General features: G+C 64.6%; 23 protein-coding genes. 15 read left to right on the forward strand and 8 right to left on the reverse strand.

The window, feature by feature from the left end; translation table 11 throughout:
• Positions 1 to 9: 9 nt before the first annotated feature.
• Together BB28_RS24770 and BB28_RS21630 are read left to right on the forward strand one after the other, a co-directional pair.
• Positions 10 to 483 carry a hypothetical protein gene (locus BB28_RS24770; protein WP_046254998.1) on the forward strand — a complete coding sequence of 158 codons (474 nt, stop codon included), beginning with the start codon at positions 10 to 12 and terminating at the stop codon, positions 481 to 483.
• A 57-nt stretch (positions 484 to 540) separates the two neighbouring features.
• Positions 541 to 1,023: a hypothetical protein gene (locus BB28_RS21630; protein WP_046254999.1), complete on the forward strand. Its 483-nt coding sequence runs from the start codon at positions 541 to 543 to the stop codon at positions 1,021 to 1,023.
• Here the strand turns inward: BB28_RS21630 and BB28_RS21635 are convergent.
• From BB28_RS21635 to BB28_RS21660, 6 genes are all read right to left on the reverse strand, one after another.
• Positions 1,017 to 1,400, reverse strand: a complete 384-nt coding sequence (locus tag BB28_RS21635) for a hypothetical protein (protein ID WP_046255000.1) — start codon at positions 1,398 to 1,400, stop codon at positions 1,017 to 1,019. The genes BB28_RS21630 and BB28_RS21635 overlap by 7 nt on opposite strands.
• A gap of 78 nt (positions 1,401 to 1,478) precedes the next feature.
• The gene (locus tag BB28_RS21640; protein ID WP_046255001.1) at positions 1,479 to 2,132 is read right to left on the reverse strand and encodes a hypothetical protein; all 654 of its coding nucleotides are present in this window, start codon (positions 2,130 to 2,132) and stop codon (positions 1,479 to 1,481) included.
• An 18-nt stretch (positions 2,133 to 2,150) separates the two neighbouring features.
• A complete protein-coding gene (locus BB28_RS21645; protein WP_046255002.1) occupies positions 2,151 to 2,807 on the reverse strand; it encodes a hypothetical protein in 657 nt (218 codons plus the stop codon).
• A 4-nt stretch (positions 2,808 to 2,811) separates the two neighbouring features.
• Positions 2,812 to 4,314, reverse strand: coding sequence for a dynamin family protein (locus tag BB28_RS21650; protein ID WP_046255003.1), 1,503 nt, complete (start codon positions 4,312 to 4,314; stop codon positions 2,812 to 2,814).
• Complete coding sequence (locus BB28_RS21655; RefSeq protein WP_046255004.1) at positions 4,311 to 6,170, reverse strand: dynamin family protein; 1,860 nt, start codon at positions 6,168 to 6,170, stop codon at positions 4,311 to 4,313. The genes BB28_RS21650 and BB28_RS21655 overlap by 4 nt, the downstream gene beginning before the upstream one ends.
• A gap of 126 nt (positions 6,171 to 6,296) precedes the next feature.
• Complete coding sequence (locus BB28_RS21660) at positions 6,297 to 7,514, reverse strand: IniB N-terminal domain-containing protein (protein ID WP_046255005.1); 1,218 nt, start codon at positions 7,512 to 7,514, stop codon at positions 6,297 to 6,299.
• A 344-nt stretch (positions 7,515 to 7,858) separates the two neighbouring features.
• On the opposite strand from BB28_RS21660, the gene BB28_RS21665 reads away from it, so the two are divergent.
• The 5 genes from BB28_RS21665 to BB28_RS21685 are packed head-to-tail and all read left to right on the forward strand — an operon-like array spanning position 7,859 to position 11,171.
• Positions 7,859 to 8,548 (forward strand): DsbA family protein, encoded by a 690-nt coding sequence (locus BB28_RS21665; RefSeq protein ID WP_046255006.1) that lies wholly within the window; start codon positions 7,859 to 7,861, stop codon positions 8,546 to 8,548.
• Positions 8,545 to 9,426, forward strand: coding sequence for a cytochrome c biogenesis CcdA family protein (locus BB28_RS21670; RefSeq protein ID WP_046255007.1), 882 nt, complete (start codon positions 8,545 to 8,547; stop codon positions 9,424 to 9,426). The genes BB28_RS21665 and BB28_RS21670 overlap by 4 nt, the downstream gene beginning before the upstream one ends.
• Positions 9,427 to 9,443: 17 nt before the next feature.
• The gene (locus BB28_RS21675; RefSeq protein ID WP_030097182.1) at positions 9,444 to 9,806 is read left to right on the forward strand and encodes a BlaI/MecI/CopY family transcriptional regulator; all 363 of its coding nucleotides are present in this window, start codon (positions 9,444 to 9,446) and stop codon (positions 9,804 to 9,806) included.
• Positions 9,803 to 10,726, forward strand: a complete 924-nt coding sequence (locus BB28_RS21680; protein WP_046255008.1) for a M56 family metallopeptidase — start codon at positions 9,803 to 9,805, stop codon at positions 10,724 to 10,726. Before BB28_RS21675 ends, BB28_RS21680 begins: the two co-directional genes overlap by 4 nt.
• A 28-nt stretch (positions 10,727 to 10,754) precedes the next feature.
• Positions 10,755 to 11,171, forward strand: a complete 417-nt coding sequence (locus tag BB28_RS21685) for a DoxX family protein (RefSeq protein WP_046255009.1) — start codon at positions 10,755 to 10,757, stop codon at positions 11,169 to 11,171.
• Here BB28_RS21685 and BB28_RS21690 read toward each other — a convergent pair.
• Positions 11,168 to 11,812, reverse strand: coding sequence for an Rv0340 family IniB-related protein (locus tag BB28_RS21690; protein WP_046255010.1), 645 nt, complete (start codon positions 11,810 to 11,812; stop codon positions 11,168 to 11,170). The genes BB28_RS21685 and BB28_RS21690 overlap by 4 nt on opposite strands.
• A gap of 180 nt (positions 11,813 to 11,992) precedes the next feature.
• Here BB28_RS21690 and BB28_RS21695 point away from each other — a divergent pair, with 180 nt between their 5' ends.
• The 5 genes from BB28_RS21695 to BB28_RS21715 all read left to right on the forward strand — a co-directional run bounded on the left by BB28_RS21695 (position 11,993) and on the right by BB28_RS21715 (position 21,537).
• On the forward strand, positions 11,993 to 13,837 hold the full coding sequence (locus tag BB28_RS21695; RefSeq protein ID WP_046255011.1) for an Hsp70 family protein: 1,845 nt from the start codon (positions 11,993 to 11,995) through the stop codon (positions 13,835 to 13,837).
• 74 nt (positions 13,838 to 13,911) lie between these two features.
• Complete coding sequence (gene iniR / locus BB28_RS21700; protein ID WP_052740313.1) at positions 13,912 to 16,308, forward strand: isoniazid response ATPase/transcriptional regulator IniR; 2,397 nt, start codon at positions 13,912 to 13,914, stop codon at positions 16,306 to 16,308.
• 162 nt (positions 16,309 to 16,470) lie between these two features.
• Complete coding sequence (locus BB28_RS21705; protein ID WP_075874140.1) at positions 16,471 to 19,659, forward strand: (Fe-S)-binding protein; 3,189 nt, start codon at positions 16,471 to 16,473, stop codon at positions 19,657 to 19,659.
• A gap of 7 nt (positions 19,660 to 19,666) precedes the next feature.
• Positions 19,667 to 20,977 (forward strand): pyridoxal phosphate-dependent aminotransferase, encoded by a 1,311-nt coding sequence (locus BB28_RS21710; RefSeq protein ID WP_046255015.1) that lies wholly within the window; start codon positions 19,667 to 19,669, stop codon positions 20,975 to 20,977.
• Between the two features lie 401 nt (positions 20,978 to 21,378).
• A complete protein-coding gene (locus tag BB28_RS21715; protein ID WP_157889446.1) occupies positions 21,379 to 21,537 on the forward strand; it encodes a hypothetical protein in 159 nt (52 codons plus the stop codon).
• Between the two features lie 447 nt (positions 21,538 to 21,984).
• Here the strand turns inward: BB28_RS21715 and BB28_RS25160 are convergent, their stop codons facing one another.
• On the reverse strand, positions 21,985 to 22,173 hold the full coding sequence (locus tag BB28_RS25160) for a hypothetical protein (RefSeq protein ID WP_126315442.1): 189 nt from the start codon (positions 22,171 to 22,173) through the stop codon (positions 21,985 to 21,987).
• A 4-nt stretch (positions 22,174 to 22,177) separates the two neighbouring features.
• On the opposite strand from BB28_RS25160, the gene BB28_RS21720 reads away from it, so the two are divergent.
• Genes BB28_RS21720 through BB28_RS21730 form a run of 3 tightly spaced genes read left to right on the forward strand, consistent with a single transcriptional unit; the run spans position 22,178 to position 25,172 of the window.
• A complete protein-coding gene (locus tag BB28_RS21720; protein WP_126315444.1) occupies positions 22,178 to 23,719 on the forward strand; it encodes a hypothetical protein in 1,542 nt (513 codons plus the stop codon).
• A complete protein-coding gene (locus BB28_RS21725) occupies positions 23,712 to 24,461 on the forward strand; it encodes a GAD-like domain-containing protein (protein ID WP_064393544.1) in 750 nt (249 codons plus the stop codon). The genes BB28_RS21720 and BB28_RS21725 overlap by 8 nt, the downstream gene beginning before the upstream one ends.
• A 39-nt stretch (positions 24,462 to 24,500) precedes the next feature.
• Positions 24,501 to 25,172, forward strand: coding sequence for a hypothetical protein (locus tag BB28_RS21730; protein ID WP_046255018.1), 672 nt, complete (start codon positions 24,501 to 24,503; stop codon positions 25,170 to 25,172).
• The last annotated feature ends 8 nt before the right edge of the window (positions 25,173 to 25,180 follow it).

The following is a 25,180-nucleotide window of genomic DNA, read 5'->3' on the forward strand; positions in this document are numbered from 1 at the left end:
CTCCGCGCGATGAGTGAGCACGAGACACCGAACGCTCCCGACGACGACGAGAGCTACTTCTCGGGGATGATCGGGGAGAGCGAGAAGCCGACGCCCTGGTATCGAACGGGGCCGGCGATCGTCGGCACCATCGCTGCCATCATCGCGATCGTCGCGGTGCTCATGACCATCGTGTTGTCCACGGATAAGCGCGTGGTCAACGACAACACACCGCTGACGACGACATCGCCGACGCCGAGTACCACCACCACTGAGCCTTCACCTGAATCGTCGTCGACGACCACCGAGACCACGACCATCGAATCGACGCAGGAGCCAGTGCCGCCCGCGCCGACCTCCGAGCCCACGTACTACGACACCCCGACCTCGACGACGTACCAGTGGCAGGCCCCCGCGATCCCCTCACCGCCAGCTATTCCGCCGATTCCGCAGATCCCACAAATCCCGCCTATTCCACAGATCCCGCAAATACCGGGGCTCTAAGGGAGTTGGGTTACGCTCCGGATCATGTCCTACCCGGAGCCGCCAGAAGACCCGACGATGTACAACGAGCAGTACCACGATCAGGGACCTGATGGACCCAACCCCTGGTACAAGCAGCCGGCCGTGCTCATTGCCCTGGCAGGAGCCGCGGTGGCGGTCATTGCGGTGATCATCGCCTTCGTGATTACCCGAAGCGACAAGCCTGCTCCCGCCGGGAGCACCACCTCGGTGACATCCTCGACGACCAGCAGTTCGGCACCGGCCAACTCCGGCGGCCACGAGGGGCATGGCGGCTCCGGTAGCACCACCGGCGGCAACTCCACGGTGACCGAGACCGTCTCCGAGTCGCCGAGTCAGAGCGCCGAAACGACGACCACTGCGCCGACGACCACGACCACCACCACGGATACGACAACCACCACGACCACTCAGCCGACGACTACCACGACGACCAACCCGCCGACCACCACCACCGGACGCTCAGTGGTGATCCCGATTCCCGGCGGCGGCAACGTCCAAGTGCCCGTTGGCGGTCAGTGAGCCATTCGGATTCCCGGCGGACCTGTGACTCCCTGACGGGTCCTGCCGGGTTTTTCGGGTGAGGCCTCGTTCCACAGGTGACCTGCTGCGCACAGCGCAACCACGAAGGACAGCACACCGATCGGGATCGCCCAGAGTCGACGCGTATCGAGCTTGGCGGCGCACTGGTCGTGGTAGTTGGTCGACTGATTCGCACCGGAACTCATCTTGTCCAGCTCCGCGCTCCGGGTAAGCCGGGGCCCCACGGGCATACCGCAGGTCACCGACTGGGTGGCACCGCCCGTGTCGACTTGAATAGACACCGGTGTGAGCAGGACGGCCATCGCGATGATCGTCGCGATACCGCATACGCCTGAAAGGACTCCGCGTCCGTGCATACCGGGGACGCTACGCCGTCAAGGGCACGCAATGATGGTGATTCGGTATCCGAAGCGACAAAAAACTGGACGTGAATTTCAGCAGGCTGCGCTCTTGGCGGTGCGGCAGATCGGTGTCGCCACATTGCGCAGAACCTGCTGCTCATCGGCCTCTACCCAGGGCGAACCGACAGCACCCGTGACGGCGTTGGTGACGGTCAGCTCGGCCACTGTTCCGGTACCGGGCGGCTCCACGACATACAGCCGGTACTGCGGCTGCTTGCCACCTTGCGCCGGCAGCGTCACCGTGGCCGCATGACCATTGGGTAGGTCGACCACGTTGACCTGGGCGCCAACGGCGTTGAAGCAGTGATCCAGCCGTGCACGCAGCGACCGATACACGGTCGACGCGTACTGGTCTGTCACCGAGGTGTCGCCGGGCCAGTGTGCGATCACCTCCACCGCCGTCCACCCGGAATCATCCGAAGTGACTGTCGAGGAAGCAGATTCGGGCGATTGCGGCAGACTCTCTCCTAACGAGAAGCAGAGATTCGCCGACCAGAAGGCCGGGCGGTCAACCGACGTTGCGTTGCGCGACAAGGGAGCCCAGTGTGAGACGTGATCCATGGGAACGTCCCGCGGGTTGATCCACACGGTGTCGGGCACAGGCTTCGGATCCGCGGCGGCTGGAGCCGCGGTGCCCAGGCAGGCGATCACAGCGATCGCCGGAATTGCCCGCCGCCACCCGCGCATCGTCACAGAAATCCCTCGCTAGCAGGAGCCCTTGCACAGCGGCTGGGCAAGGGCGCGCAGAACCGTCGCGTCATCGACGGGCTTCCATGGCGAGGGCTCGCGGCCGGTGCGGGGCACGGTGACCGCAAGCTCGGAAACGGTGCCCGACTCCGGCGGTACCACGTTGTAGATGTGCACCTCGCTCGTGGGGTTGTCGCGCTCCTTGCCGACCAGCAGGGTCGCCGCGAAGCCGTACCACGAGGGTGCCGGGCGCAGGTCGACGCTGATGACATCGCCTACTCCCGGGCAGTAGTTGAGCTGAGATCGAATACCACTCTGGAAGGCCGCGGCCCCATCGGTGTTTCCTTCGGGCCACTGTCCCGCCGCCTGCACCACGGATGCCGCGACGCCCGACGCAGCCTGGGTGGCGATGGCCGAGGCCGGCGGAAGGACGTCCGTCGACGTGGCGCCACAGAGCCGCATGCTGAGGAAGGACGCCCTGCCTGTCGCGGTCGGGTTGGCCGCTGACCAGTGATATTCGCCGTTCATGGGGATCTCACCGGGGCTGATCCACACGCTGGCGGGCACCGGCCTCGGGGCGGGCCCGGCCGGATTGGGAGTGGGATCCGCCGTTGCCGTCGCCGTGCCGAATCCGGCCACAAGGATCACGGTCGCGGCAGACAGGCGCATCATCATCTGCTCAGTATGCCGGGCGCTCGTGCGCAGACAACTGGGTGAGTATGCCTTCGGCACTGCGGGCAGCCGCTAAACACAGCCGGCTGGTGAACGGATCATTGAGTGGATACGCCGCCCGCGCCCGCCAGCGTCCCACCGCGTCCAGCGCGGCACGCCGCGGATCCGGGCGGGTCTCGTCCAGACCCAGGCGGGCGGCCGCCTCCGTGCCGGAGGCTCCCAGCAGCCTGCGGATGAGCACCGTCTCGTGTTCGGTGAGCGTGGTGGTTCGCGAGGACAACTCCGCCAACAGCCGTAGTTCATCGAAGGCGTGAGTGTCAGCGAGCAGTGGGTCGATGTCGTCGATCACTGGGCGGCCGCCCTGGACCGGGTAGGACGTCAGCACCTGACGGGCCGAGAGCAGCGCGGTATGAGATTTCAGGACGCCTGCACGCTGACCGAATTGGTTGGCGATGATGTTGTGCAGTTCCACCAGTCCACTGCGTTCGAGGAGCTCCTCGGCCAGCCCGGTGGCGGTGATCTCGGAGGTGCCTGCGACCCGGATGACGGCCACCGCGATCCGGATACCGAACATCCCGAACCGATGTAGCAGTGCGGCACGGGTCTGTGGATCAACCGGAAGTGAATCATCTTCGCGCACAAACCTATCCACGGACAGCAGCGCCTTGGCCAGCACCTGCGGGTCCACTTCTGCGAGCTTCTGCAGCGCGACGAACTCCGCTTGCCTCAGTGTGCGGGCGGTCAGCGCCAGCAGCCCGGCGACCGGCACGACGGCCTGACAGATCCCGGTGCGTTCCATCTCGCCGGCGAACCGGGCGGACACCTCGCGCGCGGACAGCATCGCATCGAGCCGGCCCACCCCGATCTCGTCGGCACGCGATACGACGCCAATTACGCCGACAGCTCCCCCGCGCTCTCCACCCACAAGCTTGCCGATCTGGGTGAGCAAGCCGATATCGGCGGCGTTCAGGCTGCGCAGCAGGAATATCACCGCGTCCACCCGTGGTACTCCGTCCTCGGGCACCAGCAGCGCCAGGCTGCGCTCTGAGACCTCGGTGGACAACGACGAAGTCCCCGGGGTGTCTATCAGGGTGATCTCATTCAATTCCGGTGCGGGCCAGTGAACATCGAGGTCCGACACCGAAGCCGGGTCCAGCCTGTCGAGTTCGAAGGAAAGGCCGCCGTCACGACGGATCGGGATGTCCTGGCGTACGCCGCTGAACAGATTGGCCGTGACCTGCGGAGCGGCGCCATGACGGAACCACGCCACGATCCGGGTGGCCTCGGTGGCATCGGTAGGTGCAATGTCTTCTCCGACAAGTGCATTGACCAGCGTTGACTTGCCGGCGTTGAGAGTTCCGGCGACGGCGACTCGGATCGGTTCGTCAAGCCGGGCGGCAATGCGGCTCAGCTCGTCATGAGGCTCCGCGATCCGCGCGTACCGCGGATCACGCTGGTAGGCACGCATGGCCTCACCGATGATGGCGCGGGCCTGCTCGATGGTGCTCATGCGGACGGACGCAGCCCTTCCAGTCCGTCGATATGCGTGTTGACCTGGCGCAGGATATGCAATTGACGCTCCACCTCGCGGGTACGCGCATCGCGATCCTCGGCCTCCAGCCGCGCCGATGCGATGGCCGCCTGTAACGATTCGTTGAGCGAGCGCGTGGTCTGGTTGGCGATATCTCGGAAATGATCCCGGAGCTGGCGCTGCACCAGACGCAGCCGGTCGCGTGATTCCTTGAGCACCACAAACGACACGTCGTCGAGGAAGCGGCGGACGTTCGTCTTGGCCTCACCCCGGATGCGCAGCATCCGGTTCTCCATGTCCTCGTTGTACGTCTTCTTTCCGAGCATCGCACCGGCCCCCAACGAGATCAGGTTGAACATCCCGAGCCCCGCGACGGTGGTCAGCATGCCGAACATGATGACACCGCCGTAGGAACCACGCAGCCCGGTGATGGCCTTGTGCCCCAACTTGATCGGCTTGGCTTCCAGCTTAGAAAGCGACTTCAGATCACTCAGATCTGCGCCCATCTCACTGGCCCGCAGCCGGGGCATCTTCACCGAGTCCATACCGGCGGTGGCGAAGGTCTCGGCCACCTGAGCGGCCAGGTGCATCGCCCGCTGATGTGCCCAGACGAAGTTGTTTCCCACCGAGTTGGCCACGGCCTGCTCGAGTTTGGCGCCGACCTCGGCCCAGTTCTTGGTGGGATCGGTACGGTCGATCACCTCTTCGGTCCGCTGCAGGATCCGCCGGAATCGTGATTGCAGATCGTGCTCGACATCGGTCGACACGTCGGAGATGCCATCGCCGAGAACCTGCTGCCACAGTGCGGTATGAGCCAGCGCCTCCTCGGCCTCACGCTTACGCCTTTCCAGATCCGAGGTGAGCTCATCACGGCTCTGCGGATCCTGCAGAGCGCTGAGCTCGGCGTCCAAAGTAAGCGTGAGATGCTCCGATGCCGAACCGATCTCGGCCACCGCCTGCTGTCGCGAGCTGGCCTGGTGGTCCGCGATGGCATTACTGAGGAATGTCACCAATGCGGGGAAGTTGGACTCCGCATTGAGTTCCTTGTCGTTGAGCTGCAATGCATGCGAACGCAGCGCCGACGACACCGTGATGGCGGGCACGGTGATCTTGGCCTGGTGCAGATGCGCGGAGTTGGCGGCCACCACCTCACGCCAGTGCGGGTACAGATCCGTCTTGGTGTTGACAATGGCCGCGACGGGGCACAGGTCGAGTGCCTGCTGGATGAAAACCAGTTCGGGTTCGGTGAATTCGGAACTGAGATCGCTGACCATGAGCATGACATCGGCATCCGGCAGCAGCCCGAGGGTGCTCGACAGGTGCGGCTGACCGAATCCGCCGACACCGGGCGTATCCACCAGGCACAAGCCACTTTTAAGCATCGGGCTGGCAACCTTGATTTCCACCCGCAGCACCTCTCGGCCCTGTGCCTGCGGTGCACGCTTGAGGTCTTTGCCGATATCGGCCACCGGAATCGGGATGATCTCGGGTTCTCCGGCCAGCCCCCCACCGTCATATTGTTCGGCGGGGGCAACCACCAGGGCCGCCGACGGCTGCTCGCCGTAGCTGATAACGGTTGTCACCGAGGTGGTTTCGTCATCGCCCACCCGCGCGACCGGCATGTTGAGTAGCGAGTTCACCAGCTGACTCTTGCCCTGTTTGAGCTGTCCCGCCACCACCACGCGCAGCGGGCGGTCCACCAGAAGGCTGTCCACCCGGTCCAGGCGGTCGATCAGATCGCCCCGATCGTTCTCGCCCGCGATCTTGCGCACATGCCCCAGCAGCTCGTTGACGAGCGCCAGCTGCTGCTGGCCGTCCTGCGCGGTGTCCGACACGGTTCCCTAACCCTTCTGGCTTGAAATTCCTCATTACTGTGCCATTTCTTCTGGCAGGCACAGTTCAATCCGGCGTCCACGCCGATGCCCCGCACCATTACTGGTGCGGGGCATCGCGCCCGGGGACTAGTGGTGCTCGGTTCCCGGAAGGGTGGTGTGGTCGGCGACCGACGCGTGACCCTGGGCCTGTGCCTGGGCTTCGAATCCGGTACCAGCCGCGCCATGCGAGCCCAACGAGGAGTTGAACGACTCGTTCATCGAGGAGCTGTGCGAAGCGCCCAGCGGGCTGCTCAAGGAATCGTTGATGGCGCTGCTGTGCGAGTTGCTCACCGCGGTGCTGCTGGATGCGGAGTGCGAGGTGTTCAGCGAGTCGTTGATCGCGTTGGTGTGCGAGTTGCTCAGCGAGGTGCCGGTGTGCGCCTGGTTGTTGGACGCGATGTCGGTGTTCACCTTGTTGTGCGACGCGATATCGGTGTTGGTGCTGGTGCTCGTCTGGTTGTGCGAGCCAATATCGGTCTGTGTCTTCACCTGGTTGTGCGAGGCGATATCGGTGTGGGTGGTGTTACCCGAGCCGATGTTCGTCGAGCGATCGGTGTTGAACGAATCGTTGATGTTGGTGGTGTTGCGCTGCGAGTGGTCGTCGACGACGGTCACGCTCTTGTCGATACCGGCCGAGCCGTGCCCGCTGACGTTGGTGTAGTCGCCGCCGACCCGGGTCTGGCTCTGGTCCACGCCGACCTTGCTGCCGTGGTCGGCGTTGATGATGTTGCTATCGCGCACATCGCCGTTGACCGCGGTGGATCCCTTGCCGGAGGCGATGGGTCCGGAGTTGCTTCCGCCCACGGCCACCGCGCCGTCACCGATGGCGTTGGTGTCGCGGTTACCGAACTGCAGGTCGCCGAAGTTCAGGTCCAGTAGCGGGCCACGGTTGAAGCTGTCGACGTTGCCGCTCGGGCTCATGACCTGGTTACCGCTCGCGATCGGGTTGTGGCTCGCGAACTCGGTGTCGTTGTGGCTCATGAAGTCGTTGTTGCGGGGGCTGAAGTTGTCCCGGGGGCTCAGCAGAGACGGCGACAGGATGCTCGGGGCATCGGGCTGTGCGGCGTAGTAGTTCTGCAGGTTGCCCGACAGGTCGTTCATCGGGTTGCCGGTGTTGACCCACTGCGACTGGTAGCCGTAGTTGGAGGCCACCGATTCGGCGACGACCGGCATGACCGCACCCACCTGTGCGGCGGTGACGGCCGACAGCCCGGCGTTGGCCAGCGAGGTCTGCGGGTCGGCGACGTAGCTTGCGGCCTGCACGGGGTCGCGGAAGAGGTTGAGGATGAAGTCGATAATGGACATTTGAGGTCTCCTTGGGGGATCGGAGTCAACCGGGTCTGTCCGGTCGAACTGAATACAAACCTACGAACCTGCAAGTGCCCTGGAAACGGGAGAACTTCCCCTTCTCGGCCAATCCCCCATGGGGGTCCGCAGTCATCCCCATTAGGGGATTAGGGGGCTGCTAGGGGCCAGGCTCTCGGGCCACTCATTGCCACACCATCGCCCGGTTACCACCGCCGGCGGCTGGACGGCCACAACGCGCTGACCAGCAGAGACGTTCTAAATACTATCGTCCTTAGTATTTATCTACTATCTTTCTTAGTAGTTAAATACTAAGTCGGATAGTAGATCGGAAGAGGGAAACCGTGCGGCGAAGCGAGAACCGTCAGCGTGATATCTGGATCGCCGGAATCTTGGGCGTCGTGATTGTCGTGCTGGCCACGTACCTGTTCTTCGATCACAGCGGCAAGAGCACCGCATCGGTCGGCTCACCGGCGGCCACCGCCCACCACAACAGCCTGGCTCGGCTGCACACGAATGATCCGATGGCACTTGGCCCAATCGATGCGCCGGTAGTGCTGGTCATCTACTCGGATTACCGCTGCCCTTTCTGCGCGAAATTCAGCCGGGATACCGAACCGCAGCTCGTCGAGCGGTACGTCAACACCGGGAAGCTGCGCATCGAATGGCGTGATCTCCCGATCTTCGGGGCGCAATCAGTGCAGGCCGCCAAGGCCGGCAGAGCAGCAGCGGAACAAGGCCGGTTCTGGGAATTCAACCGGGCCGTGTATCGGCACGCACCGGATCGCGGCCACGCCGAGCTGACTGACGAGGTCCTCCTCGAACGAGCTCGCGAAGCTGGGGTGCCGGACCTGGCCCGGTTCCAGGCAGCGGTCGCGGGCGATCGGCTACTGCCTGCCGTACAACAAGATATTCAGGAAGCTGTTGCGATCGGCGCGGCCTCGACGCCCGTCTTCGTGATCAACGATCAGCCGGTGGTGGGTGCGCAGCCCATGGACGTCTTCGTATCGGTCATCGAACAGGCTCAGCGGTGATCGATGTCGGGGTACTCGGCGCTCTACTCGGTGGGCTTCTGACGCTGGTCAGCCCGTGCTCGGCGATGCTCCTGCCGTCGTTCTTCGCGTACTCGTTCGACCGAGCCGGCCTGCTACTGCGCAGGACCGGGCTCTTCTACCTGGGCATGCTCACCGTGCTGGTGCCGTTAGGAGCGGGCGTAGGCGCCATCGGCGCGCTACTCACCGAATACCGTCCCCAGGTGACAACGGTGGGAGGCCTGCTGATGATCGCGCTCGGTGTGGCGATCATCGCCGGATTCGGTTTCCGCATCGGCCCGGCAGCGCGGGTGGCGGCTCGCCTCGATCTGTCCTCGGGCCTGTCGGTGCTGATGCTCGGCACCGTCTACGCGCTCGCGGGGTTCTGCTCCGGGCCAATACTCGGGAGTGTGTTGACGGTGGCCGCCATCGGCTCCAGCCCGGTCTATGGCGCTCTGCTCATGGCGCTGTACTCACTGGGAATGGCGGCGCCCTTGTTCGTACTGGCATTCGTCTGGGGACGGTTGAGGCTGGCTGACCGACGCTGGGTGCGCGGCACCGAGATCCGGATCGGACGGCTGCGAACCCACACCACGAACCTGCTCTCCGGTGGGATGTTCATCGTGATCGGCATATTTTTTGTGGCCACCGACGGGACGGCTGCACTCGGTGGGATCACCGGCAGCGATACTCAATTCGACATGCAAGCGAGGCTGCAAGATCTCACCTCGCATCTGCCGAACGCGGCCGTGGGACTCGGGATCGCCTGCGCTGCATTCGTCGTAGTCCTGATGCGTCTGCTGTATCCCCGCGCCACCGCGGTGCGCGGGGCCCGAAGGCAACGTGACAGAACGAGAGAGGACGCCGATGACCGCGTCTAGCCAGAAGGAGACAACGCGTGCGTGACATGTTCGGCCTCGGTGAGCGGGAGTCGACAATCATGGAGGTGCTCTGGTCCGTGGCCGAGCCGGTGACTGTCCGTGATGTCCTGGATCGACTGGACCGCCCCTTGGCGTACACGACAGTTATGACGGTCCTCGACAACCTGCACAACAAAGGGCACGTCACCCGCGAAAAGGTTGGTCGGGCGTTCCGCTACCGAGCGGCGCAAACCCGCGAAGCCGTAGCAGCACAAATGGTCCGGGAAGTCCTGGCCGCCAGCGGCGATGCCGAAGGGGTGCTTTTGCACTTCGCCGGATCAGCCTCCCCGGAGGAATCCACGGTGCTGCGCAGAATCCTGCGCCGGGGCGGCCTGACATGACCGTCGCCCTGGTGATGATGGCAAGTGCAGCCCTCATTGGTGTCGCTGGACCGGCATGTCTGCGGCCGACCGTGCGTCCTACCTTGCTGCCGGCCGCTGCGCTGGCGGCGTGGCTCGGAGCGCTGATGGCCTTCCTCGTACTCACGGCCTTGTCCGCGATGTTGCTGCTTTTTCCTCACATACTGGACAGCCGCGGCGTCACCACGCTGGTAGGCGGGTGCCTGAGCGGAACCATCCCGCACTCATCCTTCGGAACCCTTGTTCAGCTTGGGATATCACTACTGCCGCTGAGCATCCTGGCTCGAGTCGGATTTGTGGCAATTCGGTGCCTGCGCTCCGCGCGGCGACTCCGCGCCCGCCACTTCTGGATGCTGCGGGCGGCAACGTGTCGCTCCGGACAAGTCCATTGGATCGACGATCCGCGGCCGATCGCTTACAGCCTCGGGGGTGCTCACGGGGCAGTGGTCGCCACTCATGGCATCCGCCGCCTCGGCGAAAAACAGTGCGCGGCAGTGATCGAGCATGAATTGGCGCACATTCGCGGCAGGCACCACGTGGCCGTGTTGTGTGCCGATATCGCGGCGGCGGCACTTCCGATACTGCCGTTGATGCGCCGTGCACCAGGAATGGTGCGGCTGATGGTGGAGCTGGCAGCCGATGATGCGGCGGCGCGGGCTCATGGTCCGCGTACCGTGCACGCCGCACTACTGGCCATGAGCAAGTCTGGCGTGGCCGTGCGTGGTGCGCTGAACATGTCCAGTGAGTCGGTGGCGGTGCGACTCATCTGGCTGCGGGCCCAAGGACCTACCTGCCGTGCGTCGATAGGACGCCGCCGACTGATGCTCGGCTTCGCTTTACTTCCGACGGCCCTTGCCGGTGCGGTATTGGTGGCGCTGTTCAGGGCGTATTGCACGTTCTAAGACCCGGTCGGATCGACGAGGAGAGTTCATGAACATTCAGCGCGCCGGTCAGATCGCGCATTGGGCCATTCCCACCGGCGCCCGCCTGGTGTTCGGCGTCATCTTACTTTTGGAGGGGACCCAGAAAATCTTCGGCTGGTGGAGCGGATCACCTACCGGTTCCGGACATCCCGAGCCATTCCTCAACTGGCCGTACTGGTGGGCGGGCGTGTTCGAGCTGACACTCGGCGTCCTGCTGACAGTGGGATTGTGGACACGAGTGTCCGCAGTTCTCGCGGCGGGAATGATGGCGTACGCATACTTCTTCGAACACCTGCCGGTGCACTGGGAGCCCATGCAAAACGGTGGAGCCTTCGCGGCCACATTCTGCTGGGGGTTCCTGCTCCTGGCCCTGGTGGCAGATGACACCCGGCTATCGCTCGACCGTGTGCGCGCGCAGCGCTAGAACTGGTCGATTCCGGGATCGTGATCGATTCCGGCCTGATGTCCAAGGTCTCCATGATCGAAGAACGGATCCTGCAGACCCGCATCGCCGGAACCGCCGGCGCCCAGTTCGGAACCGAAATGCTGGGGCTCGAACCCGGCTGCGTCCAACCCGGACGGGGATGCGTGCAACGGAGCCTGGAACTGGTCGATCGCGGCGACCGCGCTGTCGACCGGTGGACCGAACTGGTCGGGAACGGTGATCGCGTCCTGACGAACGCTCAGGTCCGATACCGCATTGGTCGCAGCGTGCAGACCCGCATCCAGGCTCGGATCATGCGTCGGCGCGGTGAACGGCGAATCGAACGCCGCGAAGGCACTGGTCGCCGCACCACTTGCCCAGATGTTGTCGGCAGGAATTGCCGTATGCACCGCATGCGTCAGATCGGCGGCTGCCGGGTTCGCTGCGAACTGCGAGGCCTGTGTTCCCAGCGCCGCCGGTATCGACTCGCTGACCACCGGGATTAGCGCGGAGACATCTGCGGGCTGGACCCCGTCCAGGTGCGCATCGGCAATGACTTGTTCGGGATTGGCCGCGTATTGCGCAGCCATGTCCTGGTCACGGACCAGTGCCATGACGAAATCCAACAGGTTATTGCCCATGTCTGCGATGGTAGGAGCCACCGAGAACCTCGGCTACGGGGCGCGACCCGTTTCCCACCAGCGCCCATTGGGGGACGCGCGTTAGGGGATGTGTCGTCATTAGGGGGTGTGACGACCGTCATCCCCTACTGTTGGGCTGCGGGGTGAAACGCCACAGCGCCGCAAAACGAACGGATAGGTATGGCCAACGCACTGGGACTGTCGATCGGCGCCACTCAACTGGTCGCGACCCCCGACGACCCGCAGAGCCAACCCGTGGTGCGCAGTTCGATCCTCACCCTGCATGAGGACGGTCCACCCGAGGTTGGGGTACCGAGCCATCCAGGGTTGACGCTCACCGGATTCGTCGGCAGGGTCGGCGACCCCGTCGGCATCGTGGCGGCGGACGGATCGGTTCACCGGGCCGAATGGGCACTCACCGAAGCCATGCGCGTACTGATCGCCGACGCGGCCTCCGCTGCCGAATTCACCGCGCCTCCGGCGTTGTCCGCCTCGGTCCCCGCGCATTGGAGCCCGCAGACCGTCGCCACGCTCCGGGACGCGATCGACCGCGTTCCCGCGCTCGCTCCGGGCGGTCGGCAGCTCAAGTTGATCCCCGACGCGCGCGCTGCCCTCGAGTCGCTGGCCGCGGGGCCGGGCGTACCCGACCGCGGCGTCGTGGTGGTGTGCGATCTCGGCGGCTCGGGCACCAGCATCACCCTGGCCGATGCGGCACGGGGATTCCAGCAGATCGGGCAGACCGTCCGATTTGTCGAGTTCTCCGGCCAGCAGATTGACCAGATGCTCCTGACGCAGGTCCTCACCGACCTGAACCAGGATCCCGAGGGCACCACGTCGGTCGGCGCGCTGACCAGACTGCGCGATCAGTGCCGGTTGGCCAAGGAGCGGCTCTCCGGCGAGACCGCGACCTCGGTACCGGTGGCGCTTCCCGGAATCACCACCGACGTTCGGCTCACCCGCGCCGAACTCGAGGACCACCTGCGCGGCCCGCTCTCCAACTTGATCAACGCCATTCAGGACACCGTGGAACGCAACGGTATTCATCCGGCGAACATCAACGCGATCGCCTCGGTGGGTGGCGGTGCCAACATTCCTCTTGTCACCCAACAACTTTCCGAGCGGATGCGAGTACCGGTCATCACCGGCCCCCAGCCACAGCTTGCGGCCGCGCAGGGCGTGGCCTTGCTGGCGACCCGCCCCGATCTGCCGCCGCAAGACGCCACCGCGATGCGGCCGGTCGAGCAACCGGCGGGCGATGCCACCATGATGCGCCCAGCACCCACCGGTACCGGAACCTTCGCCGCTCCGGTAGCCGCGGCTGCCAGCGATGCGCCGGAATTGGCTTGGTCCCAAGATGATTCGGCCCCCGACCTGGCTCCGCTGCAAGAGACCGGCTACCAGAGCGGATACAGCACCGGATACACGGTTGACCTCGATGACGAGTACCACGGCCCGGCCGAACCCACCACCGCCCGCCCCGAGCTTCAGTTCAGCCACGAACCGTACGCGGCCGAGGACGATTACGACGACTACCCGCCGCTGCCGTGGTACCGCCGTCCGCTGGTGTGGTTCATCGCAGCGGCCGCGGTGGCCGGCATCGCCTTTACCGGAATGATGGTGTCGCTGACCAGTAGTGAGTCACCGGCCCCCGCCCCGACCACACCGAGCGTGAGCGTGGTGCCGAGCACAGGCGATGCCCCGGTCGAGCCGCCACCGTCGCCCGAACCGCCGCCACCACCGCAGACCCACACCGTGACGCAGTCGGTGCAACCGCCGCCGCCCTCACCGGAGCCACCTCCGCCGCCACCACCGACGACCACAACCACACCCCCGACGACCACAACAACCACCACCACAACGACGACAACGACCACCACGACCCCGCCGACCACCACGACGACGCCACCAACCACGACGACGACCCAGCCGACGACAACGACCACACAACCCGCCTCCACGTCCACGTCGCGCCCCATGATCACGATCCCGGGGTTGCCGCCGATCCCGATCGGTCCGCGCAACTGAACGCCCCTCGGGAAAACGGACTCTCCGGGACATTCGACGGAATCGCCTCGGCGGTAACGACGATCACGCAGGCGTTGTCCGCGGGCGGTGCGACGAAGGTGCTTGTCAGCGGCACCGCCGGTAGCGGAAAGACGTCGATCCTGGCGCGGGTTCGAGACGTCCTGAGCACCACGGGCCCTGCACCGGTCAACCATGTCCCCGAGACAACGGCCGGAAAAAGCGTGGGCCCATTCGTCATCGACGACGCCGACTCGCTGACCGGCCCACAGCTCGACACCCTGCGTGGCGTCGTGGAGAACGATCCGACGGCCATCGTGGTAGTGGCCGCGACACCCCGGCGCCAGCCTGCGCTACGTGCACTGTTTCAGTCCTTGGAGCGCGAATCACCCACCATCGCACTAGGTCCCGTCGACAAGGGTGATATCGCCAGGCTTTCGGCTCGCTCAGCAGCCTTCGCCGATGAGATCGCGACCGCCACCGGCGGGGTGCTGGCACTGGTGGCAGCGGCCGTGGATCGCCTGGACGAAGCGGATTCACTCGAATTGGCACTGCGTGCGATCGATTCCCGCATCGACGAACAACTGCGCCGCCTCTCGCCGTCGGCTCAGGCCACCGTGCTGCTGATGTCCCTGGACCCCGGCATCGGGGCCTCAGATATCGCTGCGGCGCTTGCACTTTCCGACGCCGGAGATCCGGTCGATGAGGCTCTGGGAAGCGGGCTGGTGCCCTCCCCCGGACAGATCGCCTTCGCGGCCAGAGTGCACGGCTGCGCCACACGACTGCTCGGTGCGGCGCGGCACCTCGACCTCGAACGATCGCTGTTGCGCACGCAGCTCGACATCGGTTCGGTATCCACCGACCTGGCTCTGGCCCTGGTAGCCCACGGATTGCGCGATACGCAGATCGCCGGGCTGCTAGCTGAGTGGGCTGCAACCGAATCCGACCCCCTCACCGCGGCAGACCTGTATCGCGCCGCCCTGACCGCGGGCGCCGAGCCGGGCCCGATCAGGGTGCCGCTAGCCGAGTCGCTGGCGCGCGCGGGTGACCTGGCCGCGGCTGCCGCTCAGGCCGATGAGGTGCTTAACGCCACCGATCCAGGACATCGCGCGGCAGCCGTGCGTATTGCGGCGGCCATCGCGTGCCACAACGGGGACTCCGGTCAGGCGGTCGCGTTGTACGACTGGCTGGGTACCGGCCTGGACGGCCTAACGGCCCTGTCCGCTGCGCCGGTTTTCGTGGGCATCGGCCAGTTGACCAGTGCACGGAAAGTGTTGGACGACAACCTGGGAGCGCCGCCTACGACATCGGCCACCGCGACGCGAAATGCCGCCCAGGGGGTCATCGCTTCTGTTGAGGGCCGTGGCCACGAGGCGCTGTCCCTGCTCGGTCAGGCCGTCACACAGCAGCCCTCGACATCTTCCTTCACCCCTGACAGCACCATCGCCCTGGCCGCGTTGACCATGCTGCACAGCGGTGAGACGGCGCGGGCCCGGGGCGTTCTCGCCGGTGCGATCCGCAACGACCTGCCCCATGACGTCTTCGCGGTGCGACATCGTCTGCTCGCCGCCTGGATTGCCATGCTGTCCGGTGATCTGACCGGTGCCGCGCAATGGCTACCTGAGGCCGACGCCGAGCTCTCCCGGCGCGATCGCCTGTTCGCCGAATCGCTACGGACCGGCATCGCCCGGCGCCACGGCGACACCGGTCCGCTACGCCAGCATTGGCAGGCCTCCATGGATGCGTTGTCGGCGTATTCGATCGACCTCTACACGTTGCTTCCGGTTGGCGAGCTCTGGGTGGCCGCGGCACGGCTGCGCACCCTGGATGCCGTCACGCATCATGTCGACCGCGCATTCGCGGTTCTGGCGCAGCTCGGCGATCCCATCGCCTGGTCTGCCTCCCTGCGATGGGCCGGCGTGCATGCCGCGATCCTGACCAACTCTCCGGAGAATCTCGCCCCGCACGGGCAGGCGCTCGCCGCGGCCGCGGGAGTCAGCCCGTACGCACGCACCCTGGCGACGGCCGGGCGCACGTGGCTGCGGGTGCTCGCCAACCAGGTGGACGGGACCGAGGTCGACGGCGCCGCGAGGATGCTGGCCGATACCGGCCTCGGCTGGGATGCGACCCGCTTGGCCAGCCAGGCCGCGCTGCACGCGAACGACCCGAAGGTGGCCGCCGCGATGCTCGCACTCGCCCGCGATCTGCGGACGCCGACGGCCAACACCGACAGCCCCGACCCGGCCGCGGCACCGTCCTCGGCCGCCCACTCGCCAACATCCACGCGTCTGTCAGATCGCGAGCGCGAGGTCGCCGAGCTGCTGCTACGCGGCCTTCCCTATCGCGATATCGGTGCGCAGCTGTTCATTTCGGCGAAGACCGTCGAGCATCACGTCGCCCGCATTCGCCGTCGCCTCGGGGCCGAATCACGCTCCGACATGTTCTCGATGTTGCGGTCGATCTTGACCCCATAAATGCGACAAAGTTCACCCTGTACGGCGGGTTAGGTAAGCCTGACTAGGACTTTCGACCCTGTCAATGCGACGATGACCTCGCATCGGACACAAGTTACCCGCAAGTAACATTACACTTGTTACTGACGAGTAACTTCTCGGGACCGGGAGGTCAGCACCACCGTGAGTACCGCGACGCTCATTCTCGGAATCATCGGCGTCACCTACAGCCTGATCGCCTGGGGCTCGTTCTTTGGTGGCGTCGTCAAGATGCTCCGCGTCATCCTCTCCGGACAACCAGACGGCACCCGCTGGCGTCCGATCGTCCCGCGCGTCAAGACGGTCATCGTCGAGGTTGTCGCGCACACCAGGATGAACAAGTTCCGCACCGTCGGCTGGGCGCACTGGCTGGTGATGGTCGGCTTCCTGGGCGGCTTCCTGCACTATTTCGAGTCGTACGGCCAGACCTTCAATCCCGAATTCCACTGGCCTTTCTTTGGCGCCAGTTTTGCGTGGGAACTCTGGATCGAGTTCCTCGGTGTCGGCACGATCATCGGCATCGTGACGATGATCGTCATCCGGCAGCTCAACCATCCGCGCAAGCCCGAACGGTTGTCCCGATTCGGGGGCTCCAACTTCATCGCGGCGTACACCATCGAAATGGTCGTGCTCAGCGAGGGTCTGGGCATGCTGCTGGTGAAGTCCGCCAAGATCGCGACTTATCACCACACCAACCCCTATTCGGACCCGGTCAGCTCGCAGCTCGCGAAGCTCCTGCCTGAGAGCCCCTTGCTGGTGTCGGCTTTCTCACTGTCTGTCATGTTCTTCGGCGGACTGTTCCTACTCCTCGTCGGTCGCAACCTCGTCTGGGGTGTGGCCTGGCACCGGTTCGCGGCCTTCTTCAACATCTACTTCAAGCGCAACGCAGACGGCAGCGTCGCGCTGGGCGCGGCCAAGCCGATGATGTCCGGCGGCAAGGTCCTGGAGATGGAGAGCGCCGATCCGGACGTCGACGCCTTCGGCGCCGGCAAGGTCGAGGACTTCAGCTGGAAAGACCTGCTGGACATCACGACGTGCACCGAGTGCGGTCGCTGCCAGAGCCAGTGCCCCGCCTGGAACACCGGCAAGCCGTTGTCCCCCAAGCTGCTGATCACCTCCCTGCGCGACCACACCTACGCCAAGGCGCCCTACCTGCTGGCCGGTGAGGACAAGTCCAAGCTGAGTGAGGCCGAGGTCGCCGAGGGCGAGCGTCAGCTGGTCGGCGGCGAGGGTGCCGTCATCGACCACGAGGTGCTGTGGAGCTGCACCACCTGTGGCGCCTGCGTCGAACAGTGCCCCGTCGACATCGAGCACGTCGACCACATCATCGACATGCGCCGCTACCAGGTGCTCATCGAGTCGGAGTTCCCCGGCGAGCTCGCGGGCCTGTTCAAGAACCTGGAGAACAAGGGCAACCCGTGGGGCCAGAACTCCAAGGACCGCCTCAACTGGATCGAGGAGGTCGACTTCGACATCCCGGTGTTCGGCCAGGACGTGGACAGCTTCGCCGACTTCGAGTACCTGTTCTGGGTGGGTTGCGCGGGTGCCTACGAGGACCGCGCGAAGAAGACCACCAAGGCCGTCGCCGAGCTGCTCGCGCTCGCCGGAACCAAGTTCCTGGTGCTGGGCGCCGACGAGACCTGCACGGGTGACTCCGCCCGCCGCGCGGGTAACGAGTTTCTGTTCCAGCAGCTGGCCATGCAGAACATCGAGCTGCTCAATTCAGTGTTCGAGGGCGTGGAACAAAAGCAGCGCAAGATCGTGGTGACCTGCGCGCACTGCTTCAACGCACTCGGCAACGAGTACCCACAGGTCGGTGGCGACTACCAGGTGGTGCACCACACGCAGCTACTCAACCGCCTGGTGCGCGATAAGAAGCTGGTTCCCGTCGCACCGGTTTCACAAGACGTCACCTACCACGACCCGTGCTACCTGGGCCGTCACAACAAGGTGTACACCGCGCCGCGTGAGCTGATCGGCGCCTCGGGTGCCGCACTCACCGAAATGCCAAGGCACGGAGAGCGTTCCATGTGCTGTGGCGCCGGTGGCGCCCGCATGTGGATGGAAGAGCAGCTGGGTAAGCGCATCAATATCGACCGCGTCGACGAGGCCCTTGCCACACCTGCATCCAAGATCGCGACGGGCTGCCCGTTCTGCCGCGTGATGCTGACCGACGGTGTGACGGCCCGCGACGATTCCGCTGCCGTGGAGGTCGTCGACGTCGCGCAGTTGCTGCTCGAATCCGTGGGCCGTACCGATGATATGCGGAAGGCATTGCCCGCCAAGGGCACTGCCGCTGCCGCGGCGGCCGAGAAGGCTGCCGCCCAGGCAGCGGAGCCCGAACCTGTTGTCGCCGAGGAGGAAGCACCGGCAGCCGAGGCCACGGCGGCAGCGCCTGCGGCCGATGCCAAGCCCATCACGGGTCTGGGAATGGCCGGCGGTGCGAAGCGCCCCGGAGCCAAGAAAGCCGCGGCTCCCGCCGCCGAAGCCGCTACCGAAACACCGGCTGCACCCGCAGCACCCGTCAAGGGACTGGGCATGGCGGGTGGCGCCAAACGTCCGGGCGCCAAAAAGGCGACCTCGGCCCCTGCTGCCGAAGCCAGCTCCGAAGCGTCCGCAGCTCCCGCCGCAGCCGCACCCCCGGTCAAGGGGTTGGGCATGGCGGGTGGCGCCAAGCGCCCCGGAGCCAAGAAAGCCGCGGCTCCCGCCGCCGAAGCCGCTACCGAAGCACCGGCTGCACCCGCAGCTCCCGCTGCGGCCGCACCACCGGTCAAGGGACTGGGCATGGCAACCGGCGCCAAACGTCCGGGCGCCAAAAAGGCGACCTCGGCCCCTGCTGCCGAGGCTGCTCCGGTGGCCTCCGAGCCGGAGGCAGCAGCACCGGCGGCACCTGCCACCCCCGTGCCTCCCGTCAAGGGTTTGGGCATGGCGAGCGGGGCCAAGCGCCCCGGCGCCAAGAAGGCAGCCCCCGCGGCTGCGCCTGCGCCCACGCCTGAGCCTGAGCCTGAGCCTGAGCCTGAGGCAGAAGCAGAAGTACCTTCCGCACCAGCGGCACCGGCAGCTCCCGCAGCTCCAGAGCCTCCCGTCAAGGGTCTCGGCATTGCCGCCGGTACACGACGTCCCGGCGCCAAGAAGGCGGCCCCTGCCGCAGCTAGTCCCGCAGCAGCAGAACCTGAGCAGCCCGCGGCCACGCCGGAACCCGTCGCACCGGCCGAACCCGAGCCCACGGAAGAGGCGGTGGAAGAGACCACCGAGGCTCGCACGGCCCCGGAACCACCGGTGAAGGGCCTGGGCATGGCCCCGGGAGCACGCCGTCCAGGCCGCCGAAATTAGATATTGGCTGGACAGCAATGCCACCATTGAGACCGTGAGTACCGATAACTTGCCGACTGACGTGCCCCCGCGCGTGCCCGGTCTTTCCCCGCGGCAGCATCAACGGGTCTTTGCTCAGTCCACCAAGCTGCAAGACGTCCTGTACGAAATCAGGGGTCCGGTACACGCGCACGCCGCCCGGCTGGAGGCCGAGGGGCACCGCATCCTCAAGCTCAATATCGGCAACCCGGCACCGTTCGGTTTCGAGGCGCCCGATGTCATCATGCGCGACATCATCCAGGCGCTCCCCTACGCGCAGGGGTACTCGGACTCCAAGGGCATCCTGCCCGCGCGGCGGGCGGTGGTGACTCGCTACGAACTGGTCGACGGATTCCCGTACCTGGACGTGGACGACGTCTACCTGGGCAACGGGGTATCCGAGCTCATCACCATGACCACCCAGGCGCTGCTCGACAACGGCGATCAGGTGCTCATCCCTGCGCCCGACTATCCGCTCTGGACCGCCGCGACATCGCTGGCCGGGGGCACCGCGGTGCATTACCTGTGCGACGAGACCAACGGCTGGATGCCGGACATCGAGGATCTGGAATCCAAGATCACCGAGCGCACCAAGGCCCTGGTCATCATCAATCCGAACAACCCCACCGGCGCGGTGTATACGCGCGAAATCCTCACCAAGATGGTGGAACTGGCACGCAAGCATCAGCTGCTGCTGCTGGCCGACGAGATCTACGACAAGATCCTCTACGACGACGCCGAGCACATCAGCGTCGCCTCGCTGGCCCCGGACCTGTTGTGTTTCACCTTCAATGGCCTGTCCAAGGCCTACCGGGTGGCGGGCTACCGATCGGCATGGCTGGCCATCACCGGCCCCAAGGATCACGCCGCCAGCCTGCTGGAGGGCGTCAATCTGCTGGCCAACATGCGTCTGTGCCCGAATGTTCCTGCGCAGCATGCGATTCAGGTTGCCCTTGGCGGGCATCAAAGCATCGACGATCTGGTGCTGCCGGGCGGTCGGCTCCTGGAGCAGCGCGATGTGGCCTGGACCAAGCTCAACGAGATTCCCGGCGTCTCCTGCGTGAAGCCGAAGGGTGCGCTGTACGCCTTCCCGCGGCTGGACCCCGAGGTGCACGAGATCCACGATGACGACCAGCTGGTCCTGGATCTGCTGCTCAACGAGAAGATCCTGCTCACGCAGGGCACGGGCTTCAATTGGCCTGAGCCCGATCATCTTCGGATCGTCACGCTGCCGTGGGCCCGCGACCTTGCGGTCGCTATCGAGCGGCTCGGTAACTTCCTGGTGAGCTACCGCCAGTAGGCGCACCCGTCCTCGACACGCCCGTTTGTGGCGAACATATGCGAGACGGAATCGCCGCAACACGACGTGTCGGGGGTTCGTTCCCGCACGGCGGCATTCCTACCCCGGCAAACCAATCACGAGTGCTTACTTCAACAAGAACACATTAAAATGCATTGCTAGCAATTTAGTTGAATACCGAGAATATTTATAGACAATATGAACATTCACGGTATGCCGATTCGTGCATAGGGATAGGTATTGCGCATAGGCACTCCAGTTGATAACTTTCGTCCGCGCGAGTGAATAGGGTATTTCACAGCGTTTGATGCGGCGGGAGAATTACTCAGGGCGGCGGCCCACAATGCGCTTATCTGCGCATTGTGGATTTGAGGGGTGACTTGTATGAATACTTGTCGTTTTTGCGTGAACGCATTGACAGCGGGTTTTTTGGTGGCGGCTGGCTCGGTTGCGGTATCGGATTTGGTGGCGATAGCTTCCGCGGAACCAACTGGCGGGGGCGGCACGCACAGTTCCGATTCGGGCAGTTCACATGGTGGCTCATCGGAGTCGGCGTCTAAAACGTCTGGTGCCGCCTCATCGAGCACAACCAAGACATCCGGCGGAGCCGAGAGCAAGGCCTCGGGGGCTACCGGGGTTTCGTCTACCGGACAGCGTGAAGCGGGCAGTCATGCCGGAGTGGACTCTCCCAGCAGCACCGATGCTTCCGCTCGTTCAGCGGGAACGGCGCCGAAGCCTGCGGCGTCACGCCCGGCAGACTCAGCCGCTGCCACGGGTCACAGCACTGTTGGTGACGCGGCGCCTGCCAAGAAGACGCGAGCACTCACCGACCCCAAACCCGCTACCTCCGGCCAATCCAATCCCTCGAGCAGCCAGTCGACTTCTCAAAGTCCCGTTGGGGCTTCTCATGAGGCGAAACCACAACCCGACGGCCAAGCTGCGCGCAGCGGACTCAGCGTCACGGCTGCAACCGATTCGCCAACAAAGAGCACCGACACAACCGATGCTCACAGCGCGTCAGCGTCCAAACACAAGTCTGATACGTCGTCGGCCCGCGCAGATGCCAATGCCACGACGTCCAACGGAATTTCCGGCGGCAAGGACTCGGGCAAGCAGAGCACCGCTAAAGCTGTCGAGCCTGGTGTGACCTCGACCGTCCGGATCAGCCACCCCGCACCCGACGCTGCAGCAGTCACGAACGTGAAGGTTCCTGACCACCTGGCGACCCTGCAGATCCGAACTCAAGACAACGTGGCCGCGCGGGCTGAAACCCTGAAGGCGACGGCGGATCCGCTGGCGCCGCCAGCGTCGGTCCCCTCAGTCCCGGTACGCCCGCTGCCCGCACCTGTACCCGTGCCGGTGGTGCCCGCCAATGCGCCCACAGCGCCTGGTGCGACAGGCTCGATCACTTCGGCACTGGCTGACGTGCGTAAACGCGGTGACGCCAGCGGAGATACCGTCACCCAAGAACCCGCGAACAGCGCCCCTCTAGCCGCACGCTCCCTGGGGGCCACCGAAACATTTGCAGCGGGCGCGGTCGAGACCCGCGGTGCGGCAGAAGCAACAGCAAGTTCCATGGCCCAGGAAGTCGACGACGTCCCGCGACGGCTGTCTGTACGAAGTGCCGGTGATGCGCTCCCAGCGCCCGATCCCGGCGCTTCCAGTGCAAGGGCCGCCGAGTTCCGTGCGGCGAAGACAAAGATCGAGACCGACAAGACGACCCTCAAGCAAAAACAGCAGACTCTCGAAACCGAGAAGCAGCAGTTCCAGGCTGCGGTCGATCAGTACAACAAAGATGCCACCGCACTCAATACCGAGAACGGCCCGATACAGCAGGAGAATGCGGCGCTCACTGCGGCCATCACGGCCCATAACGCGACATCGTGGCTGTTCAAAGTGTGGCCGCTCAATGGTCCTTACAACGCCGAGGGTGCCGCGCTCGCAACTCGGCAGGCGGCGTTCAATGCCCGCGTCATTGCCCACAATCTGGCCAAGACCCAGCTCGACGCGCGCGCATTGACGATCAAGTCTCAGGAAGCCAGCATCAATGCCCGCACCCTGCAGAACCTGGCAGAGGGCATGCAACTGGCGCAAAGCGACCAAGACCTGTCCAACAACATCGCCAACGAGGCACGCAGCATCCACCGTGCGGCCCTTGACGCGCAGGAGTGGGCCAAAGGCGAGCAGAATCTGGCTAACATCGCCGCCCAGCACGGTGTCCCCGCCGACCAGCTACCGCGCACTAGCCAGTACAGCCTGGATCTACCTCAGTTCACCGAGAAACTCGATGCGGCGCACGCTCCGGAAGTGACGCGCCAGGCTGATCTGTGGCAACACGGATTCAACACACAAACCGTGCAGCAGGCACTCGACAACACCACTAACCCCCGACCAGTAACTACCGAATTGCGCAACAAGCTGCGGGACGAGTTGGAAATTCGGGCACAGAACGATCTTGTTGGCGCCGGGTACGGCGTCGCGGAAGCCGCGAAGCTGGCGCAAGATTATGCCCTTCAGCAGTTCCCGAAAGAGTCTGGACTGATCCCACAGCCGGTGCTGCATAACCCCGACATGGCCATTGGGGGGTCGCCGGATGCCTACACCTACGGGGACTGGCAGGTCAACAATGCCCTTGCTACCCTGACGAAACAAGAAAAAGACGCGTTCATCGCCTGGCTGAAAACCCAAGACCCGAATGCGGTCCTGAACGTCAAACTCGAAAGGCCCGCTACTAATGCCTGACGAGAGTTTCGAATACTTCCTGTCCAAGCTCCCGTTAGCGGTACAAGGACCAGCGTGCACCGACACGCATGTCAACACCTTTACAGGCCTAGTGCCTAACGCACTGATTTCCTACTGGCAGGAATTCGGGTTCTCCGGGTTTGGCGACGGCGTCATTTGGCTGATTGACCCAATGGAGTGGGCCACAACCACCGAAATCCTCCTTGATGGCCTTCAACATCCGCAACTGCCTCCAGACGCGCAATTCATACCCTTCGCCCGCAGCGCCTTCGGCAAGGTCTGGTTCTGGACACCCGGCTACGGCATCACTCTCATCCTCGACCCAGCTGACGGAACCGCATTCTTCGGATCGCTGATGGATCCTTCCAGAGACACTGACGGGTTACTGACAGCTTTCTTCGCGACAGCGAAGAAGGATCGGTTCGATTTTCTGGACAATAGTGAGGAGTACATGTTTGATCGTGTCTCCAAGCGTCTCGGGCCGCTGCAGTTCGACCAGGTCTATGGATTCGCCCCCGGCATTGTGCTCGGCGGGCCGGTCGTCCCGGAAAACACCCATCTGTTCGAGATTCACGCGCACATGGCGTTGCTGCGTGCTGCGATAGCCGATAGGGAAGCGTTCGTGGCCTGGTTGAAAACCCAGGATCCCGACGCGCCAGTAAGCATCAAGGCCTTCTGGTCGGACTCGGCTAGCACATCAGCAACCCCCAAGCCGATCAACGGTGGCTGGCGGACGTATTAGCCCCTCGCTATCACCGGGCAGTCCGACAGGGAACACGTGATGGAGTTGGTGAAGGCCTTCCATGACGGCGCAGTCATCGACCTCGACGAAGATGATTTTCTTCGTCTGTTCGATGCGCTCCAACACGCCACCGTCGCCGGCTCAACGTCCCGAGGCCCGAACCGAGGTATTGGACGTGCTTCACACGTTTTCCATCTCATCGACTGGCTAGTTGTGAACTGCCCCGGTCCGACCTTCTTTGACCGTGGCTTCGGCGTGCATGAAGCTGCCGCCAGAATCGGTGCTGCCAGCATGGCCGAACAACGATTGGCGGTCAGGATCGATCGTCCCGACACGTCTGCAGTGCGGGCACTGTTCAGCGCAGACGCGCTCACCACTCTGGCCGCGGCTACTGACGCCCTGCTCGATGCGTTTGACACCGCCAGACCCGCGAAATGGAAACCGGCAGGTAAGCCCCGGCGCCGGATGCCCTGGCGAAAGCATGTGTCACTGGCGGCAGGATCGACCACACCGCAACGTTATCCGCGCCGCACGTCTCCAGGCACACTGCCTTCTTGGGAACTGATCTCCATGCAGCGGATTCAGGAAAAGCTGAATCTAGTAGATGCCCAGCTCGTACGTACGCAACATTTTTCACCTAACACCATGCACATCGGCATGTCGTCGGCCCACAAGGCGAAATGGTGGAGGCGACTATTCCGTAAAGGGTGATATCCCGC

Origin of the sequence: Mycobacteroides chelonae CCUG 47445 (assembly GCF_001632805.1) — a bacterium.
Classification (GTDB): domain Bacteria; phylum Actinomycetota; class Actinomycetes; order Mycobacteriales; family Mycobacteriaceae; genus Mycobacterium; species Mycobacterium chelonae.

Excerpts from the sequence above, each read along its gene's own strand:
- BB28_RS24770 (WP_046254998.1), top strand. The coding sequence starts at position 10 with ATGAGTGAGCACGAGACACCGAACGCTCCCGACGACGACGAGAGCTAC.
- BB28_RS21630 (WP_046254999.1), top strand. The coding sequence starts at position 541 with ATGTACAACGAGCAGTACCACGATCAGGGACCTGATGGACCCAACCCC.
- BB28_RS21635 (WP_046255000.1), bottom strand. The coding sequence starts at position 1,400 with ATGCACGGACGCGGAGTCCTTTCAGGCGTATGCGGTATCGCGACGATC.
- BB28_RS21640 (WP_046255001.1), bottom strand. The coding sequence starts at position 2,132 with ATGCGCGGGTGGCGGCGGGCAATTCCGGCGATCGCTGTGATCGCCTGC.
- BB28_RS21645 (WP_046255002.1), bottom strand. The coding sequence starts at position 2,807 with ATGATGATGCGCCTGTCTGCCGCGACCGTGATCCTTGTGGCCGGATTC.
- BB28_RS21650 (WP_046255003.1), bottom strand. The coding sequence starts at position 4,314 with ATGAGCACCATCGAGCAGGCCCGCGCCATCATCGGTGAGGCCATGCGT.
- BB28_RS21660 (WP_046255005.1), bottom strand. The coding sequence starts at position 7,514 with ATGTCCATTATCGACTTCATCCTCAACCTCTTCCGCGACCCCGTGCAG.
- BB28_RS21680 (WP_046255008.1), top strand. The coding sequence starts at position 9,803 with ATGACCGTCGCCCTGGTGATGATGGCAAGTGCAGCCCTCATTGGTGTC.
- BB28_RS21685 (WP_046255009.1), top strand. The coding sequence starts at position 10,755 with ATGAACATTCAGCGCGCCGGTCAGATCGCGCATTGGGCCATTCCCACC.
- BB28_RS21690 (WP_046255010.1), bottom strand. The coding sequence starts at position 11,812 with ATGGGCAATAACCTGTTGGATTTCGTCATGGCACTGGTCCGTGACCAG.
- BB28_RS21695 (WP_046255011.1), top strand. The coding sequence starts at position 11,993 with ATGGCCAACGCACTGGGACTGTCGATCGGCGCCACTCAACTGGTCGCG.
- BB28_RS21725 (WP_064393544.1), top strand. The coding sequence starts at position 23,712 with ATGCCTGACGAGAGTTTCGAATACTTCCTGTCCAAGCTCCCGTTAGCG.
- BB28_RS21730 (WP_046255018.1), top strand. The coding sequence starts at position 24,501 with ATGGAGTTGGTGAAGGCCTTCCATGACGGCGCAGTCATCGACCTCGAC.